The organism is Streptomyces sp. NPDC037100 (assembly GCF_055606225.1).
Map to the genome: position 1 here is coordinate 533,037 of NZ_JBVJSX010000006.1, position 26,930 is coordinate 559,966.

The 26,930-nt window shown below is 71.7% G+C and carries 24 protein-coding genes and 2 pseudogenes; 18 read left to right on the forward strand and 8 right to left on the reverse strand.

Translation table 11 applies throughout. The features are described 5' to 3' along the window. Positions 1-6: 6 nt before the first annotated feature. Complete coding sequence (locus ACZ7EG_RS22675) at positions 7-750, reverse strand: SDR family oxidoreductase (protein ID WP_471081662.1); 744 nt, start codon at positions 748-750, stop codon at positions 7-9. Between the two features lie 132 nt (positions 751-882). On the opposite strand from ACZ7EG_RS22675, the gene ACZ7EG_RS22680 reads away from it, so the two are divergent. The 3 genes from ACZ7EG_RS22680 (at position 883) to ACZ7EG_RS22690 (ending at position 2,369) form a co-directional block, all read left to right on the forward strand. Next, positions 883-1,125: a hypothetical protein gene (locus tag ACZ7EG_RS22680; protein WP_471081664.1), complete on the forward strand. Its 243-nt coding sequence runs from the start codon at positions 883-885 to the stop codon at positions 1,123-1,125. Between the two features lie 94 nt (positions 1,126-1,219). Then, the gene (locus ACZ7EG_RS22685) at positions 1,220-1,846 is read left to right on the forward strand and encodes a dihydrofolate reductase family protein (protein ID WP_471081667.1); all 627 of its coding nucleotides are present in this window, start codon (positions 1,220-1,222) and stop codon (positions 1,844-1,846) included. Positions 1,847-1,973: 127 nt separating this feature from the next. Further along, positions 1,974-2,369, forward strand: a complete 396-nt coding sequence (locus ACZ7EG_RS22690) for a guanyl-specific ribonuclease (RefSeq protein WP_471081670.1) — start codon at positions 1,974-1,976, stop codon at positions 2,367-2,369. 39 nt (positions 2,370-2,408) lie between these two features. On the opposite strand, the gene ACZ7EG_RS22695 is transcribed toward ACZ7EG_RS22690, so the two are convergent. Then, positions 2,409-2,609 (reverse strand): hypothetical protein, encoded by a 201-nt coding sequence (locus ACZ7EG_RS22695; protein WP_471081673.1) that lies wholly within the window; start codon positions 2,607-2,609, stop codon positions 2,409-2,411. Between the two features lie 235 nt (positions 2,610-2,844). Between ACZ7EG_RS22695 and ACZ7EG_RS22700 the strand changes: the two genes are divergently transcribed. Next, positions 2,845-4,062, forward strand: coding sequence for a sensor histidine kinase (locus ACZ7EG_RS22700; RefSeq protein WP_471081895.1), 1,218 nt, complete (start codon positions 2,845-2,847; stop codon positions 4,060-4,062). Positions 4,063-4,108: 46 nt separating this feature from the next. Then, positions 4,109-4,786 carry a response regulator transcription factor gene (locus ACZ7EG_RS22705; RefSeq protein ID WP_471081676.1) on the forward strand — a complete coding sequence of 226 codons (678 nt, stop codon included), beginning with the start codon at positions 4,109-4,111 and terminating at the stop codon, positions 4,784-4,786. A 346-nt stretch (positions 4,787-5,132) separates the two neighbouring features. Here ACZ7EG_RS22705 and ACZ7EG_RS22710 read toward each other — a convergent pair whose 3' ends face one another. Beyond that, complete coding sequence (locus ACZ7EG_RS22710; protein ID WP_471081898.1) at positions 5,133-6,155, reverse strand: Gfo/Idh/MocA family oxidoreductase; 1,023 nt, start codon at positions 6,153-6,155, stop codon at positions 5,133-5,135. Positions 6,156-6,283: 128 nt separating this feature from the next. Here ACZ7EG_RS22710 and ACZ7EG_RS22715 point away from each other — a divergent pair, with 128 nt between their 5' ends. From ACZ7EG_RS22715 to ACZ7EG_RS22750, 8 genes are all read left to right on the forward strand, one after another. Continuing rightward, complete coding sequence (locus ACZ7EG_RS22715; RefSeq protein WP_471081901.1) at positions 6,284-7,021, forward strand: GntR family transcriptional regulator; 738 nt, start codon at positions 6,284-6,286, stop codon at positions 7,019-7,021. 123 nt (positions 7,022-7,144) lie between these two features. Next, positions 7,145-8,293, forward strand: a complete 1,149-nt coding sequence (locus ACZ7EG_RS22720) for an ROK family glucokinase (protein ID WP_471081679.1) — start codon at positions 7,145-7,147, stop codon at positions 8,291-8,293. After that, complete coding sequence (locus ACZ7EG_RS22725) at positions 8,290-8,871, forward strand: sugar kinase (protein WP_471081682.1); 582 nt, start codon at positions 8,290-8,292, stop codon at positions 8,869-8,871. The genes ACZ7EG_RS22720 and ACZ7EG_RS22725 overlap by 4 nt, the downstream gene beginning before the upstream one ends. A gap of 86 nt (positions 8,872-8,957) precedes the next feature. Then, positions 8,958-11,828 carry a DEAD/DEAH box helicase gene (locus ACZ7EG_RS22730; RefSeq protein WP_471081685.1) on the forward strand — a complete coding sequence of 957 codons (2,871 nt, stop codon included), beginning with the start codon at positions 8,958-8,960 and terminating at the stop codon, positions 11,826-11,828. Between the two features lie 52 nt (positions 11,829-11,880). After that, on the forward strand, positions 11,881-14,199 hold the full coding sequence (locus tag ACZ7EG_RS22735) for an SWIM zinc finger family protein (RefSeq protein WP_471081688.1): 2,319 nt from the start codon (positions 11,881-11,883) through the stop codon (positions 14,197-14,199). 434 nt (positions 14,200-14,633) lie between these two features. Beyond that, the gene (locus ACZ7EG_RS22740) at positions 14,634-14,837 is read left to right on the forward strand and encodes a cold-shock protein (protein WP_023586116.1); all 204 of its coding nucleotides are present in this window, start codon (positions 14,634-14,636) and stop codon (positions 14,835-14,837) included. A 518-nt stretch (positions 14,838-15,355) separates the two neighbouring features. After that, positions 15,356-15,802, forward strand: coding sequence for a CBS domain-containing protein (locus tag ACZ7EG_RS22745; protein WP_471081691.1), 447 nt, complete (start codon positions 15,356-15,358; stop codon positions 15,800-15,802). A 6-nt stretch (positions 15,803-15,808) separates the two neighbouring features. Next, positions 15,809-16,144, forward strand: coding sequence for an SCO5918 family protein (locus tag ACZ7EG_RS22750; RefSeq protein WP_471081694.1), 336 nt, complete (start codon positions 15,809-15,811; stop codon positions 16,142-16,144). Between the two features lie 72 nt (positions 16,145-16,216). Here ACZ7EG_RS22750 and ACZ7EG_RS22755 read toward each other — a convergent pair whose 3' ends face one another. Next, the gene (locus tag ACZ7EG_RS22755; protein ID WP_471081696.1) at positions 16,217-16,576 is read right to left on the reverse strand and encodes a hypothetical protein; all 360 of its coding nucleotides are present in this window, start codon (positions 16,574-16,576) and stop codon (positions 16,217-16,219) included. Between the two features lie 163 nt (positions 16,577-16,739). After that, positions 16,740-18,425, reverse strand: a complete 1,686-nt coding sequence (locus ACZ7EG_RS22760) for a ribonuclease J (RefSeq protein WP_471081699.1) — start codon at positions 18,423-18,425, stop codon at positions 16,740-16,742. 130 nt (positions 18,426-18,555) lie between these two features. Between ACZ7EG_RS22760 and ACZ7EG_RS22765 the strand changes: the two genes are divergently transcribed. Then, complete coding sequence (locus ACZ7EG_RS22765) at positions 18,556-19,044, forward strand: GNAT family N-acetyltransferase (protein WP_471081702.1); 489 nt, start codon at positions 18,556-18,558, stop codon at positions 19,042-19,044. Between the two features lie 904 nt (positions 19,045-19,948). Here the strand turns inward: ACZ7EG_RS22765 and ACZ7EG_RS22770 are convergent. Continuing rightward, a pseudogene (locus ACZ7EG_RS22770) lies at positions 19,949-20,363 on the reverse strand (CobW C-terminal domain-containing protein); the annotation flags it as partial. Between the two features lie 171 nt (positions 20,364-20,534). Between ACZ7EG_RS22770 and ACZ7EG_RS22775 the strand changes: the two are divergent. Beyond that, positions 20,535-20,690: a hypothetical protein gene (locus ACZ7EG_RS22775; protein ID WP_093436216.1), complete on the forward strand. Its 156-nt coding sequence runs from the start codon at positions 20,535-20,537 to the stop codon at positions 20,688-20,690. A 249-nt stretch (positions 20,691-20,939) separates the two neighbouring features. On the opposite strand, the gene ACZ7EG_RS22780 is transcribed toward ACZ7EG_RS22775, so the two are convergent. Next, positions 20,940-24,332: a hypothetical protein gene (locus tag ACZ7EG_RS22780; protein ID WP_471081705.1), complete on the reverse strand. Its 3,393-nt coding sequence runs from the start codon at positions 24,330-24,332 to the stop codon at positions 20,940-20,942. Between the two features lie 210 nt (positions 24,333-24,542). Between ACZ7EG_RS22780 and ACZ7EG_RS22785 the strand changes: the two are divergent. Together ACZ7EG_RS22785 and ACZ7EG_RS22790 are read left to right on the forward strand one after the other, a co-directional pair. After that, positions 24,543-24,680, forward strand: a pseudogene (locus tag ACZ7EG_RS22785) (magnesium transporter CorA); the annotation flags it as partial. Continuing rightward, positions 24,661-25,107 carry a CorA family divalent cation transporter gene (locus ACZ7EG_RS22790; RefSeq protein ID WP_471081904.1) on the forward strand — a complete coding sequence of 149 codons (447 nt, stop codon included), beginning with the start codon at positions 24,661-24,663 and terminating at the stop codon, positions 25,105-25,107. The pseudogene ACZ7EG_RS22785 and the gene ACZ7EG_RS22790, both read left to right, overlap by 20 nt. A gap of 236 nt (positions 25,108-25,343) precedes the next feature. Here the strand turns inward: ACZ7EG_RS22790 and ACZ7EG_RS22795 are convergent, their stop codons facing one another. Continuing rightward, entirely contained in the window at positions 25,344-26,135 is a 792-nt protein-coding gene (locus ACZ7EG_RS22795) for a hypothetical protein (protein WP_471081708.1), read from the reverse strand. A gap of 275 nt (positions 26,136-26,410) precedes the next feature. Between ACZ7EG_RS22795 and ACZ7EG_RS22800 the strand changes: the two genes are divergently transcribed. Beyond that, positions 26,411-26,878 (forward strand): IS701 family transposase, encoded by a 468-nt coding sequence (locus tag ACZ7EG_RS22800; protein WP_471081711.1) that lies wholly within the window; start codon positions 26,411-26,413, stop codon positions 26,876-26,878. Positions 26,879-26,930 lie beyond the last annotated feature (52 nt).

The window sequence follows — 26,930 nt, forward strand, 5'->3', positions numbered from 1 at the left end:
CGGGCTTCACGCCGCGTGCCCGCCGTCCACCGAGAACTCCGCCCCGGTCACATACGTCGCCCCCGCCAGGTAGGCGACCATCGACGCCACCTCGTCCGCCGTCCCGAACCGTCCCAGGGCCGTCATCGCCGCCTGACCGGCCGCGTACGGCCCGTCCGCCGGATTCATGTCCGTGTCGATCGGGCCGGGAAGGACGAGGTTCGCGGTGATCCCGCGCCCGCCCAGTTCCCGGGCCAGGGCCTTGGTCAGACCGGCCAGGGCCGCCTTGCTCGTCGTGTAGAGCGTCCCGCCGGGCCCCGGCACCCGCTGGGCCATGCAACTGCCGATCGTGATGATCCGCCCGCCCTCGGGCATCCGTGCGGCGGCCGCCTGGGAGGCCAGGAAGACGGCCCGTACGTTGACGTCGAGGACCCGGTCCACCTCCGCGAGCGACAGGGTGTCCAGCGGTCCGAGCACCCCCACGCCGGCGTTGTTGACCAGGATGTCGAGCCCGCCCAGCGCCTTTGCCGCCGCGTCCACCACCTCGGCCGCCTCGGTGGCCTGCGCCATGTCCGCGCGCAGCGCCACCCCCCGGCGCCCCAGCGCCTCCACGGCCCGAACGACGTCCTCGGCCGCCTCCTTGCCGTTCACATAGCCCACGGCCACGTGCGCGCCCTCCCGGGCCAGCCGCACCGCCGTCGCCGCGCCGATTCCACGGCTCCCGCCGGTCACGAGAGCCACCTTGCCGTCCAGAATTCCCTGAGAAGTCATGGGTCCATCCCAGCGGCCGCGCGGCGCCGACGCTGGCGGCGAACGGACGTCGATGTTCCCCGGGCGCGCTGCGCGTTCCCCGGCCCGGAGCACACCCGGGACCCTTCCCTCCGGCTGTTCCCTTCTCCCGTCGTGACACTGCAGCAAGAGATCGTCGGCAACGCCATGCAGATGGCGCTCGTCATCCTGCAGCCCGGTCGGACGGTGTCCTGCGAGGCCGGAAAGTCCCTGTTCAAGACCACGAACGTGACCACGGAGACCCGCCTGGGCGGCCCGTCGAGCGGCGGCGAGAGCCTCGCCAACGCCCTGAGGAAGGCCCAGGGCGGTGACAAGCAGGGCCCGACGGGCGGGCTGTTCTCCACGAACGCCCAGTGAGCGGGCGTACGGCCCAGCGATGAGTTGCGGGTGCCGGCGGGGTCTGAACCGATGACAGCAGACCCCGTCCGATCCGGAAGGTAAGGCACCCGCCATGGGCAAGCTCGTCTCGACCCTCTTCGTCACCCTCGACGGTGTGTACCAGGCCCCCGGCGGTCCCCGGGAGGACACCCGCGGGGGCTTCACCCACGGCGGCTGGAGCTTCCCGTACGCCGACGAGGACTTCGGCCGGTTCATCGGCGAGGTCTTCACCCGCCCGGGCGCCTTCCTGCTCGGGCGCCGTACGTACGACATCTTCGCGACCTACTGGCCCAGGGTGACCGACCCCGCCGACCCGGTCGCCTCCCGGCTCAACTCCCTGCCGAAGTACGTACCCTCCTCGACCCTGACGGACCCCGGCTGGGCCGGCACCACGGTGCTGACCGGCGACCTCGCCGAGGAGGTCGCCGCCGTGAAGGAGCGCACCGAGGGCGAGGTCCAGGTGCACGGCAGCGGCGCCCTCGTCCGGTCCCTGCTGGCGCTCGACCTCGTCGACACCCTGCACCTGCTGACCTTCCCGGTCGTGCTCGGATCCGGGTTCCGGCTGTTCACGGAGGGCGCCGTACCCACCGCCTTCGAGCACGCCGGCGGGAGCGTCACCGGCGCGGGCGTCTCGGTGCAGACGTACGACCTGAAGGGCCGCCCGGAGTACGGGGAGTTCGGACTGCCGGAGGGCGCGTGAGGGCTCCCGACCGCGGGTGAGGGTGCGGTAGCGCGGGTGAACTCCCCGCGAACGCACGGGGCTTCACAGGAAATTCTCCGGGCTTGTCATTGACATGCCAGCGTCTACGCGCGTCATCATGAGGGCCATGAATTTCCCCCCACGCGCCTCGCGGCTCGGCGCAGCAGCCGCCCTCCTGTCCGCCCTCCTCGTCGGCGGAACCGTCTCCGCGACCACGGCCGACGCGGCCCCCGCCGCCGTCGGCGACATCTGCTACAGCGACCTTCCGTCCCAGGCCCACGACACGCTGGACCTGATCGAGCAGGGCGGCCCCTACCCGTTCGACCAGGACGGCACCGTCTTCCAGAACCGGGAAGGCATCCTGCCGAGCAAGTCGTCCGGCTACTACCACGAGTACACGGTCATCACCCCGGGCTCCTCCACCCGCGGCGCGCGACGCATCGTCACCGGTGAGCAGAACCAGGAGGACTACTACACGGCCGACCACTACGAGTCGTTCGACCTGGTCGACCACGGCTGCTGAGCCCTGACGGGAACCGCGGGCCGGACGTCCGTCGGCACGTCAGACGGACGTCCGGCTCCCGGCCGCCGCGAACAGGGCGACGCCCAGCACGAGCAGCGTGACGCTCGCGTAGACCTCGTAGCCGTCGAGGAACCCCAGACGCTGCACCAGGCCCCAGTTCCAGTCGGTGAACTCGTGCACCAGGCCCGCCACGCCCTGGACCAGGGCGAGGAAGCCGAGAATCTCCAGTACGTGCTTCACGCCACCAGCCTCGTCCCGCGGACCCCCCACGCACATCGGCCGCGGGACGAGCCTCCCGGGACGGAAGTCCCCGCTCCGGTGCCACGGCGGCATCGAAAGTCTGCGATGCGGCGACTTTGGTCGGTCATCCCGCGCGAGGACGGGTGCGCCGGACTCCCGCTGCGTAGATTTGGCGCTCGTGAGTGGTGACGACGTGGGGCACGCCTCCCCGGTACCGGCGGGGGAGACGCCCGCGCTGTTCACCCGGCGCAGATGGTTCTTCCCATCGGCCCTCCTGCACGACCTCGACCCCCACGCCGCACGGACCGGGCGGCGCCCCCGGCGTACCGCCCGCGACTGGGTCGTCGACTTCTGCTGTTTCCTGCTGTCCGTCCTGGTGGGCGCGACCGCCATGGAGGCGCTCGCCGACAACCCCCATGTGCCGAACGGACTCGCCGTCGTCGACCAGGTGATCGGTGCGCTGGCCTGCGCGGCCGTCTGGCTGCGACGCCGCTGGCCGCTGGGGCTGGCCGTGGCGCTGACCCCCCTCGGCTTCCTCTCGGACACCTCGGGCGGCGCGGTCCTCATCGCCCTGTTCACCCTGGCCGTGCACCGGCCCTTCCGGTACGTGGCCTGGGTGGGCGGCGTCAACGTGGCGCTGGTGCCGCTCTACTACTGGGTGCGCCCCGACGCGGACCTCTCCTACCTCGTGAGCGTTGCCTTCGTCGTGGTGCTCACCGTGGCGATCGTCGGCTGGGGCATGTTCGTCCGGGCCAAACGGCAGCTCATGGTGAGCCTCAGGGACCGTGCCCGGCGCGCCGAGACCGAGGCGCGGCTGCGGGCCGAACAGGCGCAGCGACTCGCCCGCGAGGCCATCGCACGGGAGATGCACGACGTGCTCGCGCACCGGCTGACGCTGCTGAGCGTGCACGCGGGGGCCCTGGAGTTCCGGCCCGACGCGCCCCCGGAACAGACGGCGCGGGCCGCGGGCGTGATCCGGGAGAGCGCGCACGAGGCGCTCCAGGACCTGCGGGAGATCATCGGTGTGCTGCGGGCGGGAGAAGCGGACGACACGGGCCGGCCGCAGCCGACGCTCGCGGCGCTGGACACCCTGGTCGCCGAGTCCCGCGAGGCCGGCATGAAGATCTGCCTCGACCACCGCGTCGAGGACCACGCCGGCGTCCCGTCCTCCGTCGGCCGCACCGCCTACCGGATCGTCCAGGAGGGCCTGACCAACGCGCGCAAGCACGCCCCCGGCACGGAGGTCGGGGTGACCGTCACCGGCGCACCGGGCACGGGCCTCACCGTCCGCGTGCACAACCCGCCGCCCGAGGGCGAGGTGCCACCCGTCCCCGGCTCCGGACAGGGCCTGATCGGCCTCACCGAACGGGCGACCCTGGCCGGGGGCCGGCTGGAGCACGGGCCCACCCCGCAAGGCGGGTTCGAGGTGCGGGCGTGGCTGCCGTGGGGGTGACGTCTTCGGCCCCACCGCCCGGCCCGGCCGTGATTACGTAAGGCTCATGACTGCCATCAGACTGCTCCTCGTCGACGACGATCCGCTGGTGCGGGCCGGGTTGTCCCTCATGATGGGAGGCGCCGACGACATCGAGATCGTCGGCGAGGCCGCCGACGGCGCCGAAGCGGAGGCCCTCGTCGACCGCACCCGCCCGGACGTCGTGCTCATGGACATCCGGATGCCGACGATGGACGGTCTCACGGCGACGGAGCGGCTGCGCGCCCGCGCGGACGCTCCGCAGGTGGTGGTGCTCACCACCTTCCACGCCGACGAGCAGGTGCTGCGCGCGCTGCGCGTCGGCGCCGCCGGGTTCGTCCTCAAGGACACCCCGCCGGCGGAGATCCTCGCGGCCGTGCGCCGGGTCGCCGCCGGCGACCCGGTTCTGTCGCCCGCGGTCACCCGCCAGCTGATGCGGCACGCCGTCGGCACCGCCGCCGACACGCGCCGCACCCGCGCGCGGGACCGCCTGACCGTCCTCAACGACCGCGAGCGCGAGGTCGCCGTCGCGGTCGGCCGGGGCCTGGCCAACGCCGAGATCGCCGCCGGGCTGTTCATGAGCGTCGCCACCGTGAAGACACACGTCTCGCGCATCCTGGCCAAGCTCGACCTCAACAACCGGGTGCAGATCGCGCTGCTCGCCTACGACGCAGGGCTCCTGGAGGAGGAACCGGAAGAGCACTGACCGGCCGGGCCCGCCGTCACGCCAACGCGAGGGAGGCGCCGCCGGGGTCCCCTCCGCTCGCCGTGAGGCGAGTTCCGGGGTGGTGCCATGTGGGGATCTCGGTCTGCTCGCCGTCCGGCGGTCTCCGGGGGTGGCATGTGGGATCTCGGTCTGCTCGCCGTCCGGCGGTCTCCGGGGGTGGCATGTGGGATCTCGGTCTGCTCGCCGTCCGGCGGACTCCGGGTGCCATGTGGGATGCCGGTCTGCTCGCCGTGAGTCGAATGCCGGGGGGTGCACGGCGGGATCGCGGTCTGCTCGCCGTGAGGCGAGTTCCGGGGTGGCGCCACGTGGGATCTCGGCCCGCTCGTCAGGCCAACCCCGAGGAGGCGCCGCCCGGGATCTCCGCCAGGTGTACCGGCCTGCGCTCGCGCCGCGACAGTTCGCACGCCTCGGCGACCCGCAGTGCCTGCAGCGCCTCGCGCCCGTCGCAGGGATTGGCCCGCTCGCCCCGGACGACCTCGACGAACGCGTTCAGCTCCGCCTCGTAGGCGGGTCCGAACCGCTCCAGGAAGCCCGTCCACGGCTTGTCCGCGGCCGGTGGCCCGGTCGGCTCGGTGGACGCGATCGGCGTACGGTCGTCCAGGCCGACCACGATCTGGTCGCGCTCTCCGGCCAGCTCCATGCGCACGTCGTAGCCGGCCCCGTTCATCCGGGTCGCGGTGAGCGTGGCGAGCGTGCCGTCGTCCAGGGTGAGGAGCGCGGCCGCGGTGTCGACGTCGCCCGCCTCGCGGAACATCCGTGGGCCGGCGTCGGACCCGGCGGCGTAGGCATCCGTGACCTCCCGGCCGGTCACCCAGCGCAGCACGTCGAAGTCGTGGATCAGCGTGTCCCGGTACAGCCCGCCGGACAGCGGCAGCCACGCGGCGTCCGGCGGCGCCTGGTCGCTGGTCAGGGCGCGCACGGTGTGCAGCCGCCCCAGCCTGCCGGACCGCACGGCCTCGCGCGCCCCCGTGTAGCCCGCGTCGAAGCGACGCTGGAAGCCCATCTGGAGAACCGTCCCGGCCGTCTCGACCTCGGCGATCGCGCTCAGACTCCCCGGCAGATCCAGCGCAATGGGCTTCTCGCAGAACACCGGCAGACCCGAGCGTGCTGCCCGACCGATCAGTTCGGCGTGGGCCGACGTCGCCGTCGTGATCACCACGGCGTCGACTCCCCAGCGGAAGATCTCCTCGACGCCGGGCGCCGCCGTCTCGCCCAGTCGGTGCGCCAGTTCCTGGGCCCTTGCGGGGTCCGCGTCCGTGAGGATCAGGGAGCCGACGTCGCGATGCCGACTGAGCGTGTTCGCGTGGATGGTGCCGATCCGGCCCGTACCGATGACGCCGATGCGCATGAGAACAAAGTGCGTGCCCAGCTCGCCGCTGTCAATCTGCATGTCCGGACAATCTGACTACACGACTTCCCGTCAACAACGCACAGAGCTACGCTCGGCCCGTGCCGAAACCAGAAGTGGACCCGACCGTGCAGCTCGAGCTGAGCGTGGACCGCAGCTCCCCCGTGCCGTTGTACTTCCAGCTGTCCCAGCAGCTGGAGGCCGCGATCGAGCACGGCACGCTGACCCCCGGCAGCCTGCTGGGCAACGAGATCGAACTCGCCGCCCGGCTCGGCCTGTCCCGGCCGACCGTCCGCCAGGCGATCCAGTCGCTCGTCGACAAGGGCCTCCTCGTACGCCGCCGCGGCGTGGGCACCCAGGTAGTGCACAGCCAGGTCAAACGCCCGCTGGAACTCAGCAGCCTCTACGACGACCTGGAGGCGGCGGGCCAGCGCCCGGCCACCCGGGTCCTCGTCAACGAACTGGTCCCCGCCTCCGCCGAGGTCGCCGCGGCACTCGGCGTCGCCGAGGACAGCGACGTCCACCGCGTCGAGCGTCTCCGTCTCGCCCACGGCGAGCCCATGGCCCACCTGTGCAACTTCCTGCCCCCCGGCCTCATCGACCTCGACACCGGCCAGCTGGAGACCACCGGGCTCTACCGGATGATGCGCTCGGCGGGCATCACCCTGCACAGCGCCCGCCAGTCGATCGGTGCCCGGGCGGCGACGACGGAGGAGGCGGACCGGCTGGCGGAGGAGACGGGGGCCCCGCTGCTGACCATGCAGCGGGTGACGTTCGACGACACCGGCCGGGCAGTGGAATACGGCACACACACCTACCGCCCGACGCGCTATTCGTTCGAGTTCCAGCTGCTCGTGCGGACGTGATGGTCATGCTGCTGAGGGGCGCGGGGAACTGCGCGACAAGCCCCCACCGGCCAGCACGCAGCGATGATCCGCACCACCCCTGTGCTCCGCACCGTGCCGTCCCGTGAGGCAGAATCGGGCCCGATGAGCACCTACCGCGACTTCACCGCCCCCATCGGCTCCCGCCGTGCCACGGCCCTGCGCACTGTCGGCACCCGGGAGCGCCGCTCGCACCTGACGGCCCCCCGCGTGCCCACGGTCGGCATCGACATCGGCGGTACGAAGGTGATGGCGGGCGTGGTCGACGCCGACGGCAACATCCTGGAGATGCTCCGCACGGAGACCCCGGACAAGTCCAAGAGCCCCAAGGTCGTCGAGGACACCATCGCCGAGCTGGTTCTGGACCTCTCCGACCGGCACGACGTGCACGCCGTCGGCATCGGAGCGGCCGGCTGGGTGGACGCCGACCGCAACCGCGTGCTGTTCGCCCCCCACCTGTCCTGGCGCAACGAACCCCTCCGCGACCGCCTCTCGGGCCGGCTCTCGGTCCCCGTCCTCGTGGACAACGACGCCAACACCGCCGCCTGGGCCGAGTGGCGCTTCGGCGCCGGCCGCGGCGAGGACCACCTCGTCATGATCACCCTCGGTACCGGCATCGGCGGCGCGATCCTGGAGGACGGCCAGGTCAAGCGCGGCAAGTACGGCGTCGCCGGCGAGTTCGGCCACATGCAGGTCGTGCCCGGCGGGCACCGCTGCCCGTGCGGCAACCGCGGCTGCTGGGAGCAGTACAGCTCCGGGAACGCCCTGGTCCGCGAGGCCCGCGAGCTGGCCGCGGCCGACTCGCCCGTCGCCTACGGGATCATCGAGCACGTGAAGGGCAACATCGGCGACATCACCGGCCCGATGATCACCGAGCTGGCCCGCGAGGGCGACGCCATGTGCATCGAGCTGCTCCAGGACATCGGCCAGTGGCTCGGCGTCGGCATCGCCAACCTCGCCGCCGCCCTCGACCCCTCCTGCTTCGTGATCGGCGGTGGTGTCTCGGCCGCCGACGACCTGCTGATCGGCCCGGCCCGGGACGCCTTCAAGCGGCACCTCACCGGCCGCGGCTACCGCCCCGAGGCCCGCATCGTCCGCGCCCAGCTCGGCCCCGAGGCCGGCATGGTCGGCGCCGCCGACCTCGCCCGGCTGGTCGCCCGCCGCTTCCGCCGCGCCAAGCGCCGCCGCGTGGAGCGTTACGAGCGTCTCGAGCGGTACACGCAGTCGCTCCGCAGTACCCAGGAGACGTCGTGACCGCTTCCCTGCCCCACCAGGGCCCCTGGCCCGACGAGCAGGACCGCCCGGTCGAGGACCGCCGCCACCGGAACCGCCGCAGGGCCCTCACCCTGCTGATCATCGTGCTGCTCATCGGCATCCCGGCCGGCTACCTCGTGATCTCCGCGAACCAGAGCCGCGACAGCGGCAAGGACAAGGAGGCGAAGTACTCGGCGACCGGCCTGACCGAGGGGTGGCCCTCCAAGCTCCAGCGCCGGATCTACCAGGTGCCCGTCCCGCACCCCGCCTGGCACGTGGCGTACTACGAGACCAACAACTGGAAGACCAGCCGCCTCTACACCCAGTTCGAGACCAACGCGGCCGGTCTGGACGCCTATCTGACCGGCCTGGGTGTGACCCGGAAGGACCTGAAGCAGGGCGACGTCGCCATCGGCGCCCGCGACCGGAAGGTCACCGGCTGGAAGTTCGCCACGACCGACTCGTGGTACGGCTTCGTCCACCGGCAGAAGAACCCGGCGCCCACCCACGACGTCGTCGTGGACCTGTCCAACCCGGCGTACCCCTGGGTGTACGTCGTGTCGCGGACCGTGCCCTGACCCGGCCGCCGGGGCCGATTGTCAGACCCCGCCCGTAGAGTCGGAGACAACTGATCCGACACGCGGGGCGGGAGGTGGCAGGACGTATGGGAGAGACGGTTTCGACGACCGATCGCGCGGGCGAGGCGACGGTCCCGGTCCGGCTCCCGGCCGTCTTCCTGCCCGCGCCCCTCCCGCGCGAGGGGCGCATCGCCTTCTGGGACCCCGAGGGTGCCCCCCTGCCCGCCCAGGAGCCGGGGGACGGCGAGGACACCGAGCACGCCGCGCAGACCGAGCTGACCGTCGTACGACGGCACGGCGCCACCGGCGTCCGGCGGCGCACCGCCCCCGCGCTGACCCTCCCGCTCGACGCCGCCCTGCCGCTCCTCGTGCGCGCCCGGCACGACCCCGCGGCCCACCCCGCCACGGCCTGCTGGGGCGCCGCCGCCCTGCACGCCCTGCGGCTGACCGCCCGCGGCCGGCTGCTGCCCGGCCTGACCGCCACCGGCCACGACGCCTGGCGCGCCGGCCCCCTCGACCCGGACGACATCGCACACCTGCGCGCGGTGGCCGCCGCCCTGCCCTACGAGGGTCACGCCGTGCCGCTGCCCGGCCCCGGCCCGCTCCGCCTTCCCGAACCGGAAGCGCTGGTGCGGGCCTTCCTCGACGCCGTCGCCGACACCCTGCCCCGCACCCCGGCCGCGCCCCACACCTGCGGCCGGCCCTTCGCGGCCCGCGAGGCACAGCAGCTGCCCACCGCCCACGACTGGGCCGCCGAAGTCGCCGCCGGCATGGACGCCGGCGTGCGGATCTCGCTCCGCCTGGACCTGTCGGCCTACGACCTCTTCGACGACGCCTCCGACGGCGGCGCCCGCAGCGCCGGCGCCGCGATCGTCCAGGTGCACAGCCTCGCCGACCCCACCCTCGTGGCCGACGCGGCGGCCCTGTGGGCGGGTGCGGCCGACGACGCCTTCGGCCCCCGCGCGCGCGTGGACGCGGCCCTCGCCGTCCGCCGCGCGGCTCGTGTCTGGCCCCCGCTCGACCGGCTCGCCGACCAGGACGTGCCCGACGTGCTGGCCCTGACCGAGGACGAGCTGAACGACCTGCTCGGCGTCGCGGCGACCCGGCTCGCCGCGGCCGGGGTCGCCGTGCACTGGCCGCGCGACCTCGCACAGGACCTGTCCGCCGCTGCGGTGGTCCGCCCGGCCCCCGGCTCGGCGACCGACGGCACCGGCTTCTTCGAGAGCGAGGACCTCCTCCAGTTCCGCTGGCAGCTGGCGCTCGGCGGCGACCCGCTCACCGACACCGAGATGGACACCCTCGCCGAGGCGCACCGCCCCGTCGTCCGGCTGCGCGACCAGTGGGTTCTGGTCGACCCGGCGCTGGTGCGCAAGGCCCGTAAACGGGACCTGGGCCTGCTCGACCCGGTCGACGCGCTGTCCGTCGCCCTCACCGGCACGGCCGACGTGGACGGCGAGACGGTCGAGGCCGTCCCGGTCGGTGCGCTGGCCGCCCTGCGCGACCGCCTGACCACGGGGATCCGCCCGGCCGAACCACCCCCGGAGCTGCAGGCCACCCTGCGGGACTACCAGCTCCGGGGCCTGGCCTGGCTCGACCTGATGACCTCCCTCGGCCTCGGCGGCTGCCTCGCCGACGACATGGGCCTCGGCAAGACCATCACCCTCATCGCCCTGCACCTGAAGCGGGCGCGCAGCGAACCCACCCTGGTCGTGTGCCCGGCCTCCCTGCTGGGCAACTGGCAGCGGGAGATCACCCGCTTCGCCCCCGGCGTGCCCGTGCGCCGCTTCCACGGCCCGGACCGCAGCCTCGACGGCCTGGAGGGCGGCTTCGTCCTCACCACGTACGGCACCATGCGCTCGGCGGCCCCCGCTCTGGCCGAGCACACCTGGGGCATGGTCGTCGCCGACGAGGCGCAACACGTCAAGAACCCCTACTCGGCCACCGCCAAGGCGCTGCGCACCATCCCGGCCCCCGCGCGCGTGGCCCTGACCGGCACGCCCGTCGAGAACAACCTCTCGGAGCTGTGGGCCCTGCTCGACTGGACGACCCCGGGCCTCCTCGGCCCGTTGAAGTCCTTCCGCGCCCGGCACGCGCGCGCCGTGGAGAACGGCGAGGACGAGGAGGCGGTGGAGCGCCTCGCCCGCCTGGTGAGGCCCTTCCTGCTGCGCCGCAAGAAGTCCGACCCGGGCATCGTGCCCGAGCTGCCGCCCAAGACGGAGACCGATCACCCGGTACCGCTCACCCGCGAACAGGCCGCGCTGTACGAGGCGGTGGTCCGCGAGTCGATGCTCGCCATCGAGACGGCCGAGGGCATGCCCCGCCGAGGCCTGGTGCTGAAGCTCCTCACGTCGCTGAAGCAGATCTGCGACCACCCCGCGCTGTTCCTCAAGGAGGAGCACACCGCGGCCGCCGGCGACCGGCTCGCCGCCCGCTCCGGGAAGCTCGCCCTGCTGGACGAGTTGCTGGACACGCTGCTCGCCGAGGACGGGTCCGCCCTCGTCTTCACCCAGTACGTCGGGATGGCCCGCCTGATCACCTCCCACCTGGCCACCCGCGCGGTCCCGGTCGACCTCCTGCACGGCGGTACGCCGGTCCCCGAGCGGGAGCGCATGGTGGATCGCTTCCAGGCAGGTTCGACGCCGGTCCTGGTGCTGTCGCTCAAGGCGGCCGGCACCGGCCTGAACCTCACCAGGGCGGGCCACGTCGTGCACTTCGACCGCTGGTGGAACCCGGCCGTCGAGGAGCAGGCGACCGACCGCGCCTACCGCATCGGCCAGACCCAGCCGGTGCAGGTCCACCGCCTCATCACCGAGGGCACCGTCGAGGACCGTATCGCCGAGATGCTCCAGTCCAAGCGGGCCCTGGCCGACGCGATCCTGGGCTCCGGCGAGTCCTCCCTCACGGAACTGACGGACCGGGAGCTGTCCGACCTGGTCTCCCTGCGGAGGTCGTCATGACACCCCGTCAAGACCGCCGACCGCCCGCCCCGCCGTCCCCGCGGAGTACGTCATGAGCGACCGCCCGTCCGACGAGGCCCGCCGTGCCCTGCGCGAGGCCCGGGAGCGAGCGGCCCAGGAGCCCGCTCCGGCCCCGGCGGCCGGTCCGGAGCCGCCGTCCCCGTCCGCGGGAGCGGCAGACCAGGGGGCGCCCAGGCCGGCAGACGTGGCCCGCGAGGCACTGCGAAGGGCGGTGTCCGAGCAGCGGGGGAGTGGGCGGGCGGACGCGGATGCTGTCCAGGCCGCCGACTCCTCCGGGGGCGGCGACGAGCCCGGAGACACCGGTGGTTCCGGGATGGCCGCCGGTGGGCGGGCGGATGCCGGTGGTTCCGGGGTGGCCGCCACTCGGCGGGCCGGCGGTGGCGCGCCCGAGGTCGGCCGTGCCCCCGAACGCTCCGGCGGGCCGGAGGGGAGCACCGACCCTGAGTCGGACGGTGCTGGTCCGGAGGTCGCCGGTGCACCCCATGTCAGGAGTGCGTCACAGGGCCTCCCGGCGGCCCTGACGCCGGAGCCGCAGGCATCCGGTGACCTGCGGACGAGCCCTCCGGAGGCCGCTTCGGCCGGTGCGGCCTCTGCGCATTCCTCCGGTCGGGCGGGGACCGGGCCGCGGGCCGCAGACGTTGCGCGCGAGGCGTTGCGCGCGGCACGGGACGACGCGCGGCGGGCCCGGGAGGAGACGGAACGGGAAGGTGCCCGCCGCAGGCGCCGGGCCCGGCAGCGCGCCGTCGACGACAGAGCAGCGGCTGCACGACGAGCGACCGGGGACGCCCCTGGCCGGGCTGCCCGTGACGTGGAGCAGCTGCTGTCCGGCGCATTCCTGATGCCGGACTTGCGAGACACGGCCGACGACGACCATGAGCCGACGGCCTGGCGGGCCGACCGGCCCGCCCGCAACGCCTCTCCTCCGAACTCCGAACCCGTCGCCCCCGCGCCGTCCACCACCTCGGCGTCCCTCACCCCCGCGCCGCCCCCCGCCCCGTCCACCACCTCGGCGTCCCGCACCCCCGCGCCGCCCCCCGCCCCGTCCACCGCCCCGGCGTCCCGCACCTCTCCGCCCTCCCGAACGCCCCGCTCCATGGCCGCCCCGACGCGCGACCACGAGCTCCGCCGCACCTTCCCGCCCCTCCCACCCCGGGACGGCGACCGCTTCGCCGAGAGCTGGTGGGGAAACGCCTGGATCGGGGCGCTGGAACAGGGCGCGCTGGACGTGAAGCGGCTGGAGCGCGGGCGAGGGTACGCGGGGCAGGGCCATGTCGACGCCGTCACCGTGACGCCCGGACTGGTGCTGGCCTACGTCCAGGGCAGCCGCCCCCGCCCGTACCGCGTCCAGGTGCACCTGCGCACGCTCGACGACACCGACTGGGACCGTTTCCTGGACGCCGCCGCCGACCGCCCGGGGCACATCGCGGCGCTGCTCGACAAGGAGATGCCCCAGTCGCTCGCGGAGTGCGGCGTCCCGCTGCTGCCCGGCCCCGGCGACCTGGAGCCCCGGTGCAGTTGCCCCGACCGCGGCCACCCCTGCAAGCATGCGGCCGCCCTCTGCTACCAGACCGCCCGGCTGCTCGACGCCGACCCCTTCGTGCTGCTCCTGCTGCGAGGCCGGGGCGAACGGGAGCTGCTCGACGCGCTGTCCCGGCTCAGTGCCACCCGTGCGGCGCGCGCCGCGCAGGACAAGGGCCCGGCGCCCCTGCCCGGCGTGCGGGCCGCCGAGGTCCTCGCCTCGCGCGCCCTCCCGCCCCTCCCCGCGCCCCTGCCTCCACTCGCGCATCCCGAGCAGCCCCCGGCCTATCCGGCGGCCCCCGGCGGCCCTGACCCCTTCGCCCTGGACCAGCTGGCCACGGACGCCGCCGCCCGCGCCCACGCCCTGCTCGGCACCGGCCGAGACCCGGTCGGGCAGCTGACCTTCTGGCAGGACGCGGTCCGCCTGGCCGCCGCCCGCCCCGGGGCGGGACTCACCGCCGGTACCCGGGCGCTGTACGCGTCCCTCGCCTCGGCGGCGGGCCGCACCACGTCGGAGCTGGCCCGCGCGGTAGCCGCCTGGCGGCAGGGCGGACTGGAGGGCCTCGCCGTGCTGGAGGAGCCGTGGGACCCGCCCGCCGGCCGGTTCGACCGTGCCAGGCCCCTGCTCCTCGCCGCCGACCTGCCCGCCTTCCGGCCCTGGCGCAACCACCTCACCCACCCCCAGGGCCATGTCCAGCTCCGGCTCGGCCGCGACGGCCTCTGGTACGCCTACGAGTCCGAGCCCGGCCACGACGACTGGTGGCCGAGAGGTACCCCGGACCTGGACCCGGTCGGCGCCCTCACCGGCCTCGGCCTGCCCGGTGACCTGTGAGGCACCGGGCAGGAGCCGTGCGACAGCCTCGCTCCTTCGCCGCCGTCGAGAGCCGGACGAAGAGGCGTTCTACGCATCGTCGCGTACGTCGTCGCGCCCCTGGGAGCCATGGTGCCGTTGGCGACTTTCATGGGACGTTGCACTCCGAGTGAATCAATATCTGTGCCCAAGAGGTCAGAGTTTGACGGACCGCGCAGTACGAGTTTTTGACGCGACGAGCAGAATGGAATTATCCAACGCGCACGGGCCGTTTCGGCGTGCTACTGTCGATCCCGGTTGCAGTTGTGGTTCCCAAGACTTCAAGTGCCCCACCAGTCTTATGCCGGTCGGGAGCGCTTTTGTATTTCCGGTCTTTTCCGGGCGGGGTAATCATCGCGGCGACATGGCGTTCGCACAGTGCGGATGCCGATGCATTGCCCCGAAGGAGATATGGCATGGCTGCTGGTACCGTGAAGTGGTTCAACGCGGAAAAGGGCTTCGGCTTCATCGAGCAGGACGGTGGCGGCGCCGACGTGTTCGCCCACTACTCGAACATTGCCGCGCAGGGTTTCCGTGAGCTGCTCGAGGGCCAGAAGGTGACCTTCGACATCGCGCAGGGCCAGAAGGGCCCGACGGCCGAGAACATCGTTCCCGCCTGACGCTCACGCACCACCCGTAGCCGGGGCCCGCATCCTTTGGGGTGCGGGCCCCAGCTGCACGCGTTTCCCGCATCGGCTTTCACCCGCGGGACGAGTCGGAGGAATGGAATCCGGAGTACCGCCACACGTGGTTCCTCTTCAGGGCGCAGGCGCGTCCTGAAGCGCTGCCCCGCAGCCGGCGCCCGGATCGCAAGGTCCCCATCGAGTCACCATTTCGTGCACCTACGCCGCGGGGATTTCGGTCGGACAGATCTGCTTTCTTTTGTCACCGGTCCATACTCGTAATTCTCCATGCCGTTCATCGCAGCGGGAATTCCTTGATATGCGCCGCATCGAGGAAGGTTCCGCATGAACCGCGCGAAGACGAACGACCGACTCCGCCCGCACCCGTGACGGCAGTGCCGACGCCGGAAGGGGCGGCAGCGGCCAGGGCCCGCAGACATCGCGCCGTTCCGGCGGGCCTGCCCGTCCCGGCGGTTACGGACGCCGGCCCGCCCCAGTGCAGGCAGGAGGCACCTTTGACGCTGCTTCAGACGCAGCCCCGCCCGGAGGATGTCGACCCCGTGCACAGGACGGTGGCTGAGGTCATGGACGCAGCCGGACCGCAGGTCTGTGACGACATGAGCGTCGAGGTGGCCCTGGCCGTCATGGCCGCCGCCCGCACGGGCCGGCTCGTCGTCTGTGACCAGGACGGCCAGTGCACCGGCCTGGTCACCCACACCGAACTCGTCGCCGTCCGTGACAGCTCCGACCACACGGACCGCGTCCGCCTGCGCGACATCCTCGACGACCACGGCTCGTTCACCTCACCCCTGACCACGATGGACGAAGCCGAGCACGCGATGCGCACCCGTCGGCTCGCTGCCCTGCCGGTGGTCGACGAGCAAGGCAGCGCTCTGGGCATCCTCGCCTCTCCCCATGAAACGCCCACCCCCGGTCGGACCGTTCTCCCCTTCTCTCTGTGAGGCCACATGCGCTGCGTCATCGCCCGCTTCCCCTTCGAGCTCACCAAGGACGGGGTGCTGGAATCGATGAAGGGCGTCAAGCCCGAGCCGGTCACCGGCGAATCCGTGACCATCGGCCGTCGTCACTATCCCGTCAAGCAGGTCGGCCAGGTCATCACCCGCCAGGACCGCCGTGACTTCAGCGCCGCCGAAGTCCTCCGGGCCATGGCTGCGCTCGGCTTCACCTGCCGCGCCGTCCCCGAGGCCGCGCCCCTGGGCATCCTCGGCTCGCTGCAGCACGCCTCCGCGATGCTCGGCACCCCCGTGCCGGTCCGACCGGGTGTACAGGCGGCCGGCAGCTGACCGGCGGTGCGGGCCCGGCCGGCGTACCGGTCGGGCCCGCACCGCCGGTCAGCGGGTTCCCACCGCCGTCGCTCAGTGGTCGGAGTAGCTGAAGTCGCCCACGGTCCAGGCGCTGACGTCCTCGATCGCAACCCGGTACATCCCGCCCGTCTCCGGGATCCCCACCGTGCCCTGCAGGATCCGGGCGACATGGAAGTGGAGATGCGTGGGCGGCCCGTCCTCCTTCACGGGGGCGTCGAAGACAGCGGCGAACTCGCCCAAGCGGGCGGAATCCCTCAGCACATCCGACACCCTCTGCCGCCACACCGCTTCGGCGGCCAGCCGACCGGTGATGACAGCGCCACCGGTGACCACGGTCAGGGACATCTGGTTGCTCTGGCCGGACTCCACCAGGGCGGCAACGTCAACCAGCAGTTCGTCAGGCATCGACATGGGTCGGATTATATTCGCCGGACATCCTGCTGCCTGAGCGGTGACGCTACCGGACAGGGAAGGCGCTCACGGCACCCCTCAGGGGCCGCGCAGCCGTCCCGTGCCCGGCCACGACGCCGGCGAGACCGTGACCGGTACCGCAGGCCGGGCGCCGGGCCGTGGCTCAGGCGTCGATGATGACGGGGATGATGAGAGGCCTGCGGCGATGGGTGCGGAACGCCCAGTTCGCCACTGCGCGGGCGACGAGTTGCTCGAGCTGGTGCGCGTCCCCGACGCCCTCCTCGGCCGCGGTGGCCAGGGTCTTCTCGATGACGGGGATGACGGGCTCGAACGTGGTGTCGTCGTGGACGAAGCCGCGGGCCAGGAAGTCGGGGGCCTCGGCGAGGGCGCCGGTGTCCGCGTCGACGATCGCCACCACGGTGACCACGCCTTCCTCCGCGAGGGTGAGGCGGTCCTTGAGGGACGCTTCGGTGGCGCCGCCGACCTCCATGCCGTCGACGTAGACGTTGCCGGCGGGGACCTTGCCGGTGATGGACGCGCGCCCGTCGACGAGGTCGACGACGACGCCGTCCTCGGCGATGACGACCCGCTGGGGGTCGACGCCGGTACGGATGGCGAGGTCGCCGTTGGCCCGCAGATGGCGCCATTCGCCGTGCACGGGCATGACGTTGCGGGGCTTGACGATGTTGTAGCAGTAGACGAGTTCGCCGGCGCTGGCGTGACCGGAGACGTGCACCTTGGCGTTGCCCTTGTGGACCACATGGGCGCCCCACCGGGTGAGTCCGTTGATCACCCGGTAGATGGCGTTCTCGTTGCCGGGGATCAGCGAGCTGGCGAGCAGGACGGTGTCGCCCTTGCCGATGCGGATGACGTGGTCGCGGTTGGCCATCCGCGACAGCGCGGCCATCGGCTCGCCCTGCGAGCCGGTGCACACCAGAGTGATCTTGTGGTCCGGGAGCTTCTCCAGCTCCTTGGTGCTCACGACCAGACCGGACGGGACCTTCAGATAGCCCAGGTCGCGGGCGATGCCCATGTTGCGGACCATCGACCGGCCGACGAAGGCGACCTTGCGGCCGTGCTGGTGGGCGGCGTCCAGGATTTGCTGGATGCGGTGCACGTGGCTGGCGAAGCTGGAGACGATGACCCGGCGTGGCGCGGTGCGCATCACCTGCTCGATCGCCGGGTTCAGCTCCCGCTCCGAGGTGGTGAAGCCGGGCACCTCGGCGTTGGTGGAGTCGGTGAGGAACAGGTCCACGCCCTCCTCGCCGAGGCGGGCGAAGGCGCGCAGGTCGGTGATGCGCTCGTCGAGCGGGAACTGGTCCATCTTGAAGTCGCCGGTGTGCAGCACCATGCCGGCGCCGGTGCGGATCGCGACTGCGAGGCTGTCGGGAATGGAGTGGTTGACCGCTACGAACTCGCAGTCGAAGGGGCCGAAGCGCCGCCGTTCGTCCTCCCGCACCCGCACCGTGCGCGGCCGGATGCCGTGTTCCTTGAGCTTGGCCTCCAGGAACGCCAGCGTCAGCTTGGAACCGACGACGGGGATGTCGCGCCGCTCGCGCAGCAGGTACGGCACGCCGCCGATGTGGTCTTCGTGGCCATGGGTGAGGACGACGGCCACGACGTCGTCCAGCCGGTCCCGGATCGAGGTGAAGTCCGGCAGGATCACGTCCACGCCGGGCTGGGTCTCCTCGGGGAACAGCACACCGCAGTCGACGATGAGCAGTTTGCCGGCGTACTCGAAGACGGTCATGTTGCGGCCGATCTCACCCAGGCCGCCCAGGGCAATGACTCGCAGCCCCCCTTCGGGAAGGGGAGGGGCGGCTTTCAGTTCGGGGTGTGGATGACTCATACCCTGACGTTACCCGTGGAGCGGGACCGCATGATCCAGTGCGTGTGTGATCTCTCCGTGACAGCGGGTGAGACGGCGAGGCCCCGCCGAGGAACATCCTGGGGCAACCTCGGTGCGACATACTTTCCCGATGAGTTCACGCACTTCCCCGATCGGCCGACCGATCACGATACGGAGGGCCGTCGCGCGGGATGCCAAACGGCTCACGCGGCTGGTGCGCGGCTCAGGTGCCTACGAGGGCAAGTACGCAGCCGCGGTCGAGGGCTACCGGGTCGGTCCTGATTACATCGAGGCCCACCGCGCCTTCGTAGCCGTCGGCGCCGACGAGCAGGGAGGCCGGGTCCTCGGGTTCTACTCGCTCGTCCTCGCTCCACCGGAGCTCGATCTGCTGTTCGTCGCCGACGATGCGCAAGGACGGGGTATCGGACGACTGCTCGTTGCGCACATGCAGTCCGAGGCCCGTGCCGCCGGGCTCGACCGTGTCAAGGTCGTGTCGCATCTTCCCGCCGCGGGCTTCTACCATCGCGTGGGTGCGGTGCGCACCGGGACCGCGCTCGCATACCCGCCCGCCGTGCCGTGGGACCGTCCCGAATTCGAGTTTCGCATTCCTTCGGCATGACGCGGTGTGCGCGCACCAGCCGCGTTCTCCAGGCGCGCGCACGAGAGCGGGTATGCGGTCGTGAATGAACTCGATGCGGTGCCGAACGGGCGGCAGTGCGTGTCCGTGCGTACAAGGTCATGGACGCAAACAGCCTCCGCAGGGCCCGTCTGTACGATGCCCGAGCGTCTTGCTTGACGTACCTCGCCGGCAGCGGCGTGCCGGATCACCTGCTTGCCATGCGAGCCGGGCACACCGACGTGACGACGACGAAGAAGTGGTACGTGAAGCCGGACGCGGCCGACCTGCTTCCAGCAGCGGAGACATGGGGAGGTCTCGCGGGGAGTGTGTGACAGATCGTGACAGATGAAGGTGTGATCTTGTGAGTGAGGCCCAGACCTCAACGCTGCAATACCGCTTCGACGGACCAGAACACCTACCCGTCCTGATCTTGGGGCCGTCCCTGGGTACCACATGGCACAGGTTGTAGAGACCGTCCAGGTACGTCTATGCCAGTCCAGTGCGGGATGGAATTGCAGGTCAGAGCCTCTTGGTCCGGGAGGGTCTGACCAGTTGGTGATGGCTGTGTGATACGCGGGTGATACGGCGAGACCCCACCGAGGTCCGTCCGGGCGGGATCTCTGCGCGGATCCGTGAGACGGCGAAGCCGCACCGGAGCACTCCGGTGCGGCTTCGCCGTGAGGTCGAACGCGCTGGCGCACAGGACGCGTTCGGCTCCTCACTCAGTCAGGTTCCTGCGTTGCTTGTGGGGACGACGGATTTGCGATCGCATCCGCTGTCAACATTGCAGCCGTGAGACGACGGAACCCCGCGGGGAGGCAGGGCGGGGCTGGCGCCAGAAAAGTCTCGTGCCAGGGACCACTGAAGCTCCGCCGTGGCTGCGACCACCGGCCGACCCGGAGTTTCAGTGCCCCGTCACCGTGGTGAGGGGGTCGTGCTCATGCGCGCAGCTCTCGCAGGAGCCGTAGGTGTCCCAGGCAGGGAAGGGATCGGAAGCGGGCAGAGCTCGCCTTCCTGTATGAGGCAGCCGTTCTGGTCGGCCCGCAGCAGCTCCGCGTCCATCTGGGTGCCGATGAAGACGAGTTCCTGCGCATAAGGGCTGGCGGTGTCACGAGCAGAGGAAGGCTCGAAGCGAGCCACCGAACCGGCCTGCGGCCACAGTCCCGTCACCCAGGGCCGGCTGGCGAGGGTGAAGAAGCCCTTGAACCTGAGGACCTGCCCGCAGGCGCCGCTGCCCGGTGTCTCCGTCACCAACGTCCAAACCGGTCCGGGGTGGAAGGACCTTCCGAGCAGAGGACGGTCGAGGAGATGGCGTACTGAACGAAGTTTCGAAGGAGGGCGTGAATACCGTGTCGCCGGGCACAAGGGCTATCGCACCGAGGTCCTGGCATTCGGAACTGGTCGGGATCTACCCACCAAGGGACGAACTCAGACCCTTGTGAAGCTCATACGCACACGCGCCTGAGCCGGAATTGACGATGGGGTTTAAAATGATCATTCTTGGGCTTATTCTGCTGATCATCGGCATGCTTGTCGGCATGGGTCTGCTGACGACGATCGGTGGCATCCTCATTCTGGTTGGCGCCATCCTGTGGATCCTGGGTGCGACCGGTCGCGCGGTCGGTGGACGCAAGCACTTCTTTTAAGTCAGGGCGCCTCGCCAACTCTCTGCGACGAGTGACGTGTCCATGACTTCCTCCGTGTCGGAAAGTCCACACCGTGAGGAGCTTCTGGACCACTTGAGGCCGGGACGAGGTGAGAGCCCGGCCAGATGCGGGCGCAGTGCGCGGTCAGTCAGTGGGCGCGGCAGGGCTGAGCTGACGGGCCTCGACCGCCTGCAGCAGGGCGATCAGGGCCTGGCGGCCACCGGCCGGCGCCACCGCGCGGGCCCAGGGTCACCACTGGATCGTCCCTGGAACCGACGGCGGCGCCTCCCGTGCCGTGACCGTCTCGCGTGCCGACGCGCGGACGTCGGGGTGTGCGTGCCGGCGCAGGGTGCGGAGCTGGCCGCGCCACGGCTCCGTCCACCGAGAGCGACTGCCGCCGGAGACGGTGAGCCTGATGGCGAACAGGCCCTGGGCCAGGCCCGGTTCCGCACCCAGCGTGCGGGCGGTCTCCAACCAGGCGTCTGGCGCGGGGCCGCTGATCGTGCTGAGCCGCGAGCTGATCCCTTCGGCGATGTCCCGGGCGAGCAGCGGACGTCCTTCGCAGTCGGCAGCCAATCGGCGCAGGCCCGACGACAGCGCGGTGGCATCCTTGTTCAGTTCGAGGGCATACAGCCGGAGTTCGGCGACGGAGCGCGCGAAATCCTCGTGCCCGGCAGCGGTGTCGGCCGCGCGCAGCAGCACGTCCACCGTCGGCCGGCCCCCGCCCCGGTAGCGGTGGTGGAGCAGGAGGTGGTGCAGCAGGGCCGTAACCCGCTGCCGGGCCGGCTGGTCGCGTTCGGGCTCGGCGTCGGGCTGGTCCGGGTCTCCTGTGGCTTCCAGCATCGCCCGCAGGGCCCGAAGATACGGGCCGTCGTCGTCCGCCGCGAGCTCCACCAGCTCCTGCCCGGCCATCGCCCACACCGCCCGATCGGCAAGGTCCGTGGTGGCGGCCACCAGCATCTCGGCGATCTCCGGCTGCCACGGCGCCCATTCCGCCAGCGCCGGGAACAGCGCCGCAGCCGTTTCCGGTTCGAGCGGCTCGCAGGCGCGATGCAGCAGCCCTGCGTACCTGGCCCGATGCTCCTCGTCTACCTCGGCCACGGCCGCCCGTGCCAGCGTCTGGCGGAGCTCCGTGCGTCCCTGCGCGGCTGACTCCAGCATGGGCCAGCTGGCCGGCTCCGCCAGCATCCCCTGGGTAAACGCGACGCACACCGACTGCACGTCGTGGTGCTGCCCGGGCAGCTCGAACGCCTCCCGCAGCAGCGGCGCCGCCTGCGCCGGGGGCAGCATCGTCGCCGCGAGGCGCACCGCCTCCTTGCGGCCTGTGACCTTCACCGTCCGCGGGTTCTTCGGCGTGAGCAGCCTGCGGAGCTCTGTGGCGAGTCGCGGCGGCGCGACGTACTGCGCGGCCCGCGTCGCCGCGTAGATCGCGACCCGGGCGCGGTCGCCGCCCGCGTGCTCCAGCAGCAGCGGCAGCACCTCGTCGGGGCGGTCGGTCCACGGCAGTGCGCCGAGGGCCGCCTCCGCCAGCGGGACGTTCGACGATCCCGTGTAGCGGCGGACGACTTCCAGGCCCGCCTCCGGGATCACTGCCGCCGCCGAGAGGGCCTGGACGCGCACATGCACCGGTTGCCCCGCGTCGCCCGCCGTGCGCGCGAGCAGCTCCGCCGCCGCCCGCTGCTGGCGCGGCACCCAGCGGTGGGCCTGGTAGGTGGGTGGCGTCCAGTGGCTGCGGGCGGTCAGGAAGCGGCCGTACGGTGGGGTGTCCGCCAGCAACAGGTCGAGTAGGTCCGTACGCCGCCCCGTCAGGACTCTCAGAACGGACGGCAGGACGGCGGCGGACGGCTCCAACCGCACGATCCGCTCCACCCGCTCGTCGCGCCCCTTCGGCTGCTCCAGCCAGAGGTCGACGGCGGTGCGGACGGACGCGTCGGTTCCGAACTGGACGGCCTGCCACAGGTACTCCTGGAGTTCGGCCATCCCCCACGCGCGCCGCCCGAGTGCCCGTACGAGGGCGAAGACGAGCGAGTAGTCGGCCTTGTCGGTGGCGGCCTCCAGCCACGGCTGTAGCGCCGCCAGCACCGCGTACTCCTGGCCGCGTCGCAGCACGACGTCGAGGCGGCCGACGTTCGCGCCGCCGGTGTGGCCGGACAGCCGGGTGAGGGTGTCGAGGGCCCAGCCGATGAGCCGCCTGCCGCCCGTGACAGCGTGCTCGCGCAGCACGGACAGGGCGAGCGTGCTGAGCGCGTGACGGGTGCTCCAGGAGGAGTCGCGGGCTTCGACGGCGTCGATGGCGATTCGTCCGAGGTCCTCGGCGGCGTCCTCCGCGAACAGCGAAGGGCGCATCTCCGCCAGTGCGGAGAGTGCGGCGCTGCGGACCGGCTCCTGTTCATTGCGCAGCCGCAGCAGCGCACGCAGCAACCGGCTCACTTCCTGTGGGTCGCGGGAGCGTGCCGCGTTGCGGACGAGCAGTGGGTACGCCGTGGCGCGGTCGTCCGCGGCGGAGCGGCGGACGGCGGTGAGAAGGTCGTCACGGACCTCGTCCGGGGGCAGATAGGCGGCTGCCGTCAGTATCTGCGTCCAGTGCGCGCCCCTGCCGCGGGCCAGCGTCGCTATCCGCCGAGCCTCGGCAGTGCGCCGCTCGTACGGCAGTACGTCGAGCAGGGCCGGGCTGAGGTCCGCGTGGGCGAGGTCCTTGCCCTCCATCGCCGCGTCGAACAGGGCGCCGCGGCGGGAGGGCGGCAGGCAGGCCAGCAGCCGGGCGAGAGCGGCTGCGTTGTCGTTCCAGGCGCAGGCGAGGTCGGTGAGTTCCGCCGGGACGTGGCGGACGAGGCGGCGCAGCACGGCGGGTTCGAGGTGGCCGCTGTTCAGCCGGGACCGCAGCTTCGGGCGTAGCAGCAGCCGCACCGTGCGGCCGGGATCCGCCTCGACCAGGAGGTGCAGCTTGCGGTCCACGGGCATCGGCAGCGTCTCGTAACGCTCGAGCACAGCCAGCACGCCGAGCGGATCCCGTTCGGCGAGGAGCGCGAGCGCGTCCGCGTGGGACGCCAGCCAGCCGTCCCGTACGACGGCGGGGAGGGTGTCGAGCTGCCGCTCCATCTCGGCGAGCAGCAGAGCGGGATGGCGGGCGGCGAGCAGCCGGTAGGAGCTCAGTCCGCGGAACAGGCGGGGCAGCAGCCGAGCGGCGGTCTCTGCCGTGCAGGCGGCGAGCAGTACCGCGGCGGCCTCGGCGCCCCATCGCCGGTACGTCGGCTCGACCAGCGCCGTGGCGAGGCCCGTACGCCCCGCCACGGCGATGGCGTGCACGAGCTGCTGCCGCACGGCGGCCGGCGCGTCCTCGATGGCCTCGATCACGGCGGCGTCCGTAAGCCGCCCCTGCTGCAGCGCCCTGATCGCGGGGGCGCGGACGAGGCGGTCGGGGTCCGCGAGGCAGCCCTCCAGATACGCGTCGTGGCGCACCATGTCCGCCACGGTGGCGGCGAGCCGCCGCCCGTGGACGCCGTGGGCGGCGAGCCCGGTCACAAGCTCGTCGACCGCCCCCTCTGCCGCGGCGCACCGGGCAGCGGAGGCCAGCTCACGCATGCGGTGCGGGTAGGAGAGTCGGTCGACGGCTGCGAGCAGGTGTTCGGCGCGCTGGGACATGAGGGCGATTCTGCCTGGCGGGCGGGGGTGGCGCCCGCGGATTTCGGCGGGGCGCGGGTCGTCGTGCGGCAGGCTGTGTGGCTGTCTGTACGGGCTCTGTGGCGGTCTGTGCAGGCTCGGTCAGCAACTCCTCCAGTCGGTGGGTGAACCGTTCCGGGTTCGGTAGGGACTCGATCATTTGAGAGGAGCGAGTCATGGCACGTCTCGCGCATGGGCGTCCTGCATGCCATCGCCGACACGGTCGTCGATCAGTACCTCGATGTCGTCACCGCGCTGGAGGCCGATGCCGACGAGGTCGCGAACGACGCTTTCTCCTTGGACGCAGGCCATGACGTCGGCCGCGTCTACCAGCTCAAACGCGAACTCGTCGAGCTCCGGCGCACCGTCGCGCCGCTGCGCGACCTCGCCGGACGCCGCGTCCCCGGCGTGGACAAGGTGTTGGCCGTCTACTTCCAGGACATTGCCGACCTCCCCCAACTCTCGGCTTCGCTCGAGCCGAGGTCCCCACCACTCAGGCCGCAGAACGCGTCACCTTCCTACCGAACTCGTCGACAACGCCCTGACCGTGGCCCTCGCCCAGACCAGCCTCCAGCAGAACCTCGACCTGCTCCGCATCAGCGCTGCCGCCGCCCTGATCCCCATCCCAATCGCCGTCGCCTGTATCTATGGCATGAACTTTGACCACATGCCCGAGCTCCGCCAGCTCTTCGGCTACCCAGCGATGCTCATCGCCAGCTCGACCCTGGTCACCGTCGTCTACCCGGGTTTTCTGTAAGAAGCGCTGACTCTGATGTCTGCCTTACGCCTGTTTTGCGCACTTTCTCCCGCGGGTTGACCCATGATCTGGAAGCCGTGGTCGCCCGGCTGAGTCTCCACTGGAGCTCAGAGGGTCTCGAGGGTGCCGTGAATCGGAGGAAGAGGGTCAAAAGGCAGCTCTATGGGCGGGCCGGATTCGATCTGCTCCGCAAAATGATCCTGCTCAAGCAGCCAAGCAGCCGCAGGCTCGGGGGATCAGCCGTGGTCGAGCCGCGGCAGCGACGCACAAAGGTGCTCGGGCAATTCCGGCAGGACTTTGTGGATCCCGGCGCACCCCGCATCGCCGTTCGTGGCGACCGGCCGCCAGCCCGAGGACTCGGCCCGGTAGAACCAGCGCCGGGAGACACCAGAGGAGGAGCATCCGTCGTCGGCGTCACCGCACGCCGGCCCCATCCGGGTCGACAGGTCCAGCACCAGCCACGTGTCGTCGCAGCCGCGTTCCTGCCAACTCGTGTGCTTGGGGATGTCCGTGTCGTTGACCGCCTGCCCGTACGAGGACGAGGTGCAACGCGGCGGCGTGGGGTCGCAGCCGTTCTCACCGCACTGCCGCAGAGCGGGTGGCGTGGCACCGACGGGGGTGTACACGTCCATGCTGTTCACCATGACCCTCCGGGAGCCCAGGGGCTCGCCCAGCTTCACCGTCGCTTTGACCCGCCGCGTGCCGGTGCAGCCGGAGTCCTGGTCCAGGGAACGGGTCTCGTACGTGACCTTCGCGTATACCGTGCCGTGCTCGACGGTGTCGAGCTCACCGCGCAGGCTGCGCACGCAGTCGCGTGCCCCGTCGGGCACTTCGGCATCGACCACCAGAGACTGGCCGCCGTCGGCGGTACGGACACCGTCGATGCGAATCGGAACGGCGAGCGTCCACGCGGAGGCCGTGGCCGCGCCTGTCGCCGCCTCATCGGTCTCGGCGGTTTGGGAACCGCAGCCGGCGAGGACCACCAGGGCCGCGCCGAGCACGACCACCCAAATCCCCCGCTGCCACATGCCATGCCCCCATCCTCCGAGGAACCGCAGACTAGTACTACAGCCGGTTGTTCACGTGACGTGACGGCGGTTGGCTCGTTGCTCCGTTCGTGGGATTAATGCTGCAGCCGGGTGGTGGTGCGGACGGGTGAGCTGGACGAGGCCGATATCCGTTTGCTGGAGCGGGAGTCGGAGGAGCTGTGTGCGGCGCTGGACGACGTGTTCGCGCGTCCGGCGTCGCGGGAGAACCTGCGGGCGATGGTGCGCGGGTTGCTGAGCGACGTGCCGCGCAAGACGTGTGGCACCTCGCGGAGGCGGCCGGGCAACCGAACCCCGACCGGCTTCAGGGCTTCCTGGCCAAGGCCGCGTGGGACGCGGACGATCTGCGGGACCGGGTGCGGGACTACGCTGTCGCCGCCTTGGTCGACCAGGACGCGGTGCTGATCGCAGACGAGACTGGCGACTTGAAGAAGGGTGCCAAGAGCGCGGGCGTGCAGCGGCAGTACACCGGAACCGCGGGCCGGGTCGAGAACGCCCAGGTCAGCGTGCACCTCTCGTGCGGATCCAGCCGGGGCAGGACTTTGATCGACCGCGAGCTCTACCTCGGCGAGGGCTGGGCCGGCACCACCGCCGAGCACCAGGCCCGCTGCGCGGAGCAGGGCGTCCCGCCCGAGCGAGCAGCGCAGGTGGCGACCAAGCCGGAGCTGGCCCGGCGCATGCTAAAAGCGCCCAGGTTCCCCACTCTTGCCGCTGGTGACCTCTGATCGCACTGCTTGCCTTTACGTGCTGTTGCGCTCGGTCGGGATCAGGTTCGGG

What these genes read in the sequence shown, in the direction of transcription:
- ACZ7EG_RS22675 (WP_471081662.1), bottom strand. Translation starts at nt 750, where the DNA reads ATGACTTCTCAGGGAATTCTGGACGGCAAGGTGGCTCTCGTGACCGGC.
- ACZ7EG_RS22685 (WP_471081667.1), top strand. Translation starts at nt 1,220, where the DNA reads ATGGGCAAGCTCGTCTCGACCCTCTTCGTCACCCTCGACGGTGTGTAC.
- ACZ7EG_RS22690 (WP_471081670.1), top strand. Translation starts at nt 1,974, where the DNA reads ATGAATTTCCCCCCACGCGCCTCGCGGCTCGGCGCAGCAGCCGCCCTC.
- ACZ7EG_RS22705 (WP_471081676.1), top strand. Translation starts at nt 4,109, where the DNA reads ATGACTGCCATCAGACTGCTCCTCGTCGACGACGATCCGCTGGTGCGG.
- ACZ7EG_RS22710 (WP_471081898.1), bottom strand. Translation starts at nt 6,155, where the DNA reads ATGCGCATCGGCGTCATCGGTACGGGCCGGATCGGCACCATCCACGCG.
- ACZ7EG_RS22720 (WP_471081679.1), top strand. Translation starts at nt 7,145, where the DNA reads ATGAGCACCTACCGCGACTTCACCGCCCCCATCGGCTCCCGCCGTGCC.
- ACZ7EG_RS22730 (WP_471081685.1), top strand. Translation starts at nt 8,958, where the DNA reads ATGGGAGAGACGGTTTCGACGACCGATCGCGCGGGCGAGGCGACGGTC.
- ACZ7EG_RS22735 (WP_471081688.1), top strand. Translation starts at nt 11,881, where the DNA reads ATGAGCGACCGCCCGTCCGACGAGGCCCGCCGTGCCCTGCGCGAGGCC.
- ACZ7EG_RS22740 (WP_023586116.1), top strand. Translation starts at nt 14,634, where the DNA reads ATGGCTGCTGGTACCGTGAAGTGGTTCAACGCGGAAAAGGGCTTCGGC.
- ACZ7EG_RS22750 (WP_471081694.1), top strand. Translation starts at nt 15,809, where the DNA reads ATGCGCTGCGTCATCGCCCGCTTCCCCTTCGAGCTCACCAAGGACGGG.
- ACZ7EG_RS22755 (WP_471081696.1), bottom strand. Translation starts at nt 16,576, where the DNA reads ATGTCGATGCCTGACGAACTGCTGGTTGACGTTGCCGCCCTGGTGGAG.
- ACZ7EG_RS22760 (WP_471081699.1), bottom strand. Translation starts at nt 18,425, where the DNA reads ATGAGTCATCCACACCCCGAACTGAAAGCCGCCCCTCCCCTTCCCGAA.
- ACZ7EG_RS22765 (WP_471081702.1), top strand. Translation starts at nt 18,556, where the DNA reads ATGAGTTCACGCACTTCCCCGATCGGCCGACCGATCACGATACGGAGG.
- ACZ7EG_RS22775 (WP_093436216.1), top strand. Translation starts at nt 20,535, where the DNA reads ATGATCATTCTTGGGCTTATTCTGCTGATCATCGGCATGCTTGTCGGC.
- ACZ7EG_RS22780 (WP_471081705.1), bottom strand. Translation starts at nt 24,332, where the DNA reads ATGTCCCAGCGCGCCGAACACCTGCTCGCAGCCGTCGACCGACTCTCC.
- ACZ7EG_RS22790 (WP_471081904.1), top strand. Translation starts at nt 24,661, where the DNA reads ATGACGTCGGCCGCGTCTACCAGCTCAAACGCGAACTCGTCGAGCTCC.
- ACZ7EG_RS22795 (WP_471081708.1), bottom strand. Translation starts at nt 26,135, where the DNA reads ATGTGGCAGCGGGGGATTTGGGTGGTCGTGCTCGGCGCGGCCCTGGTG.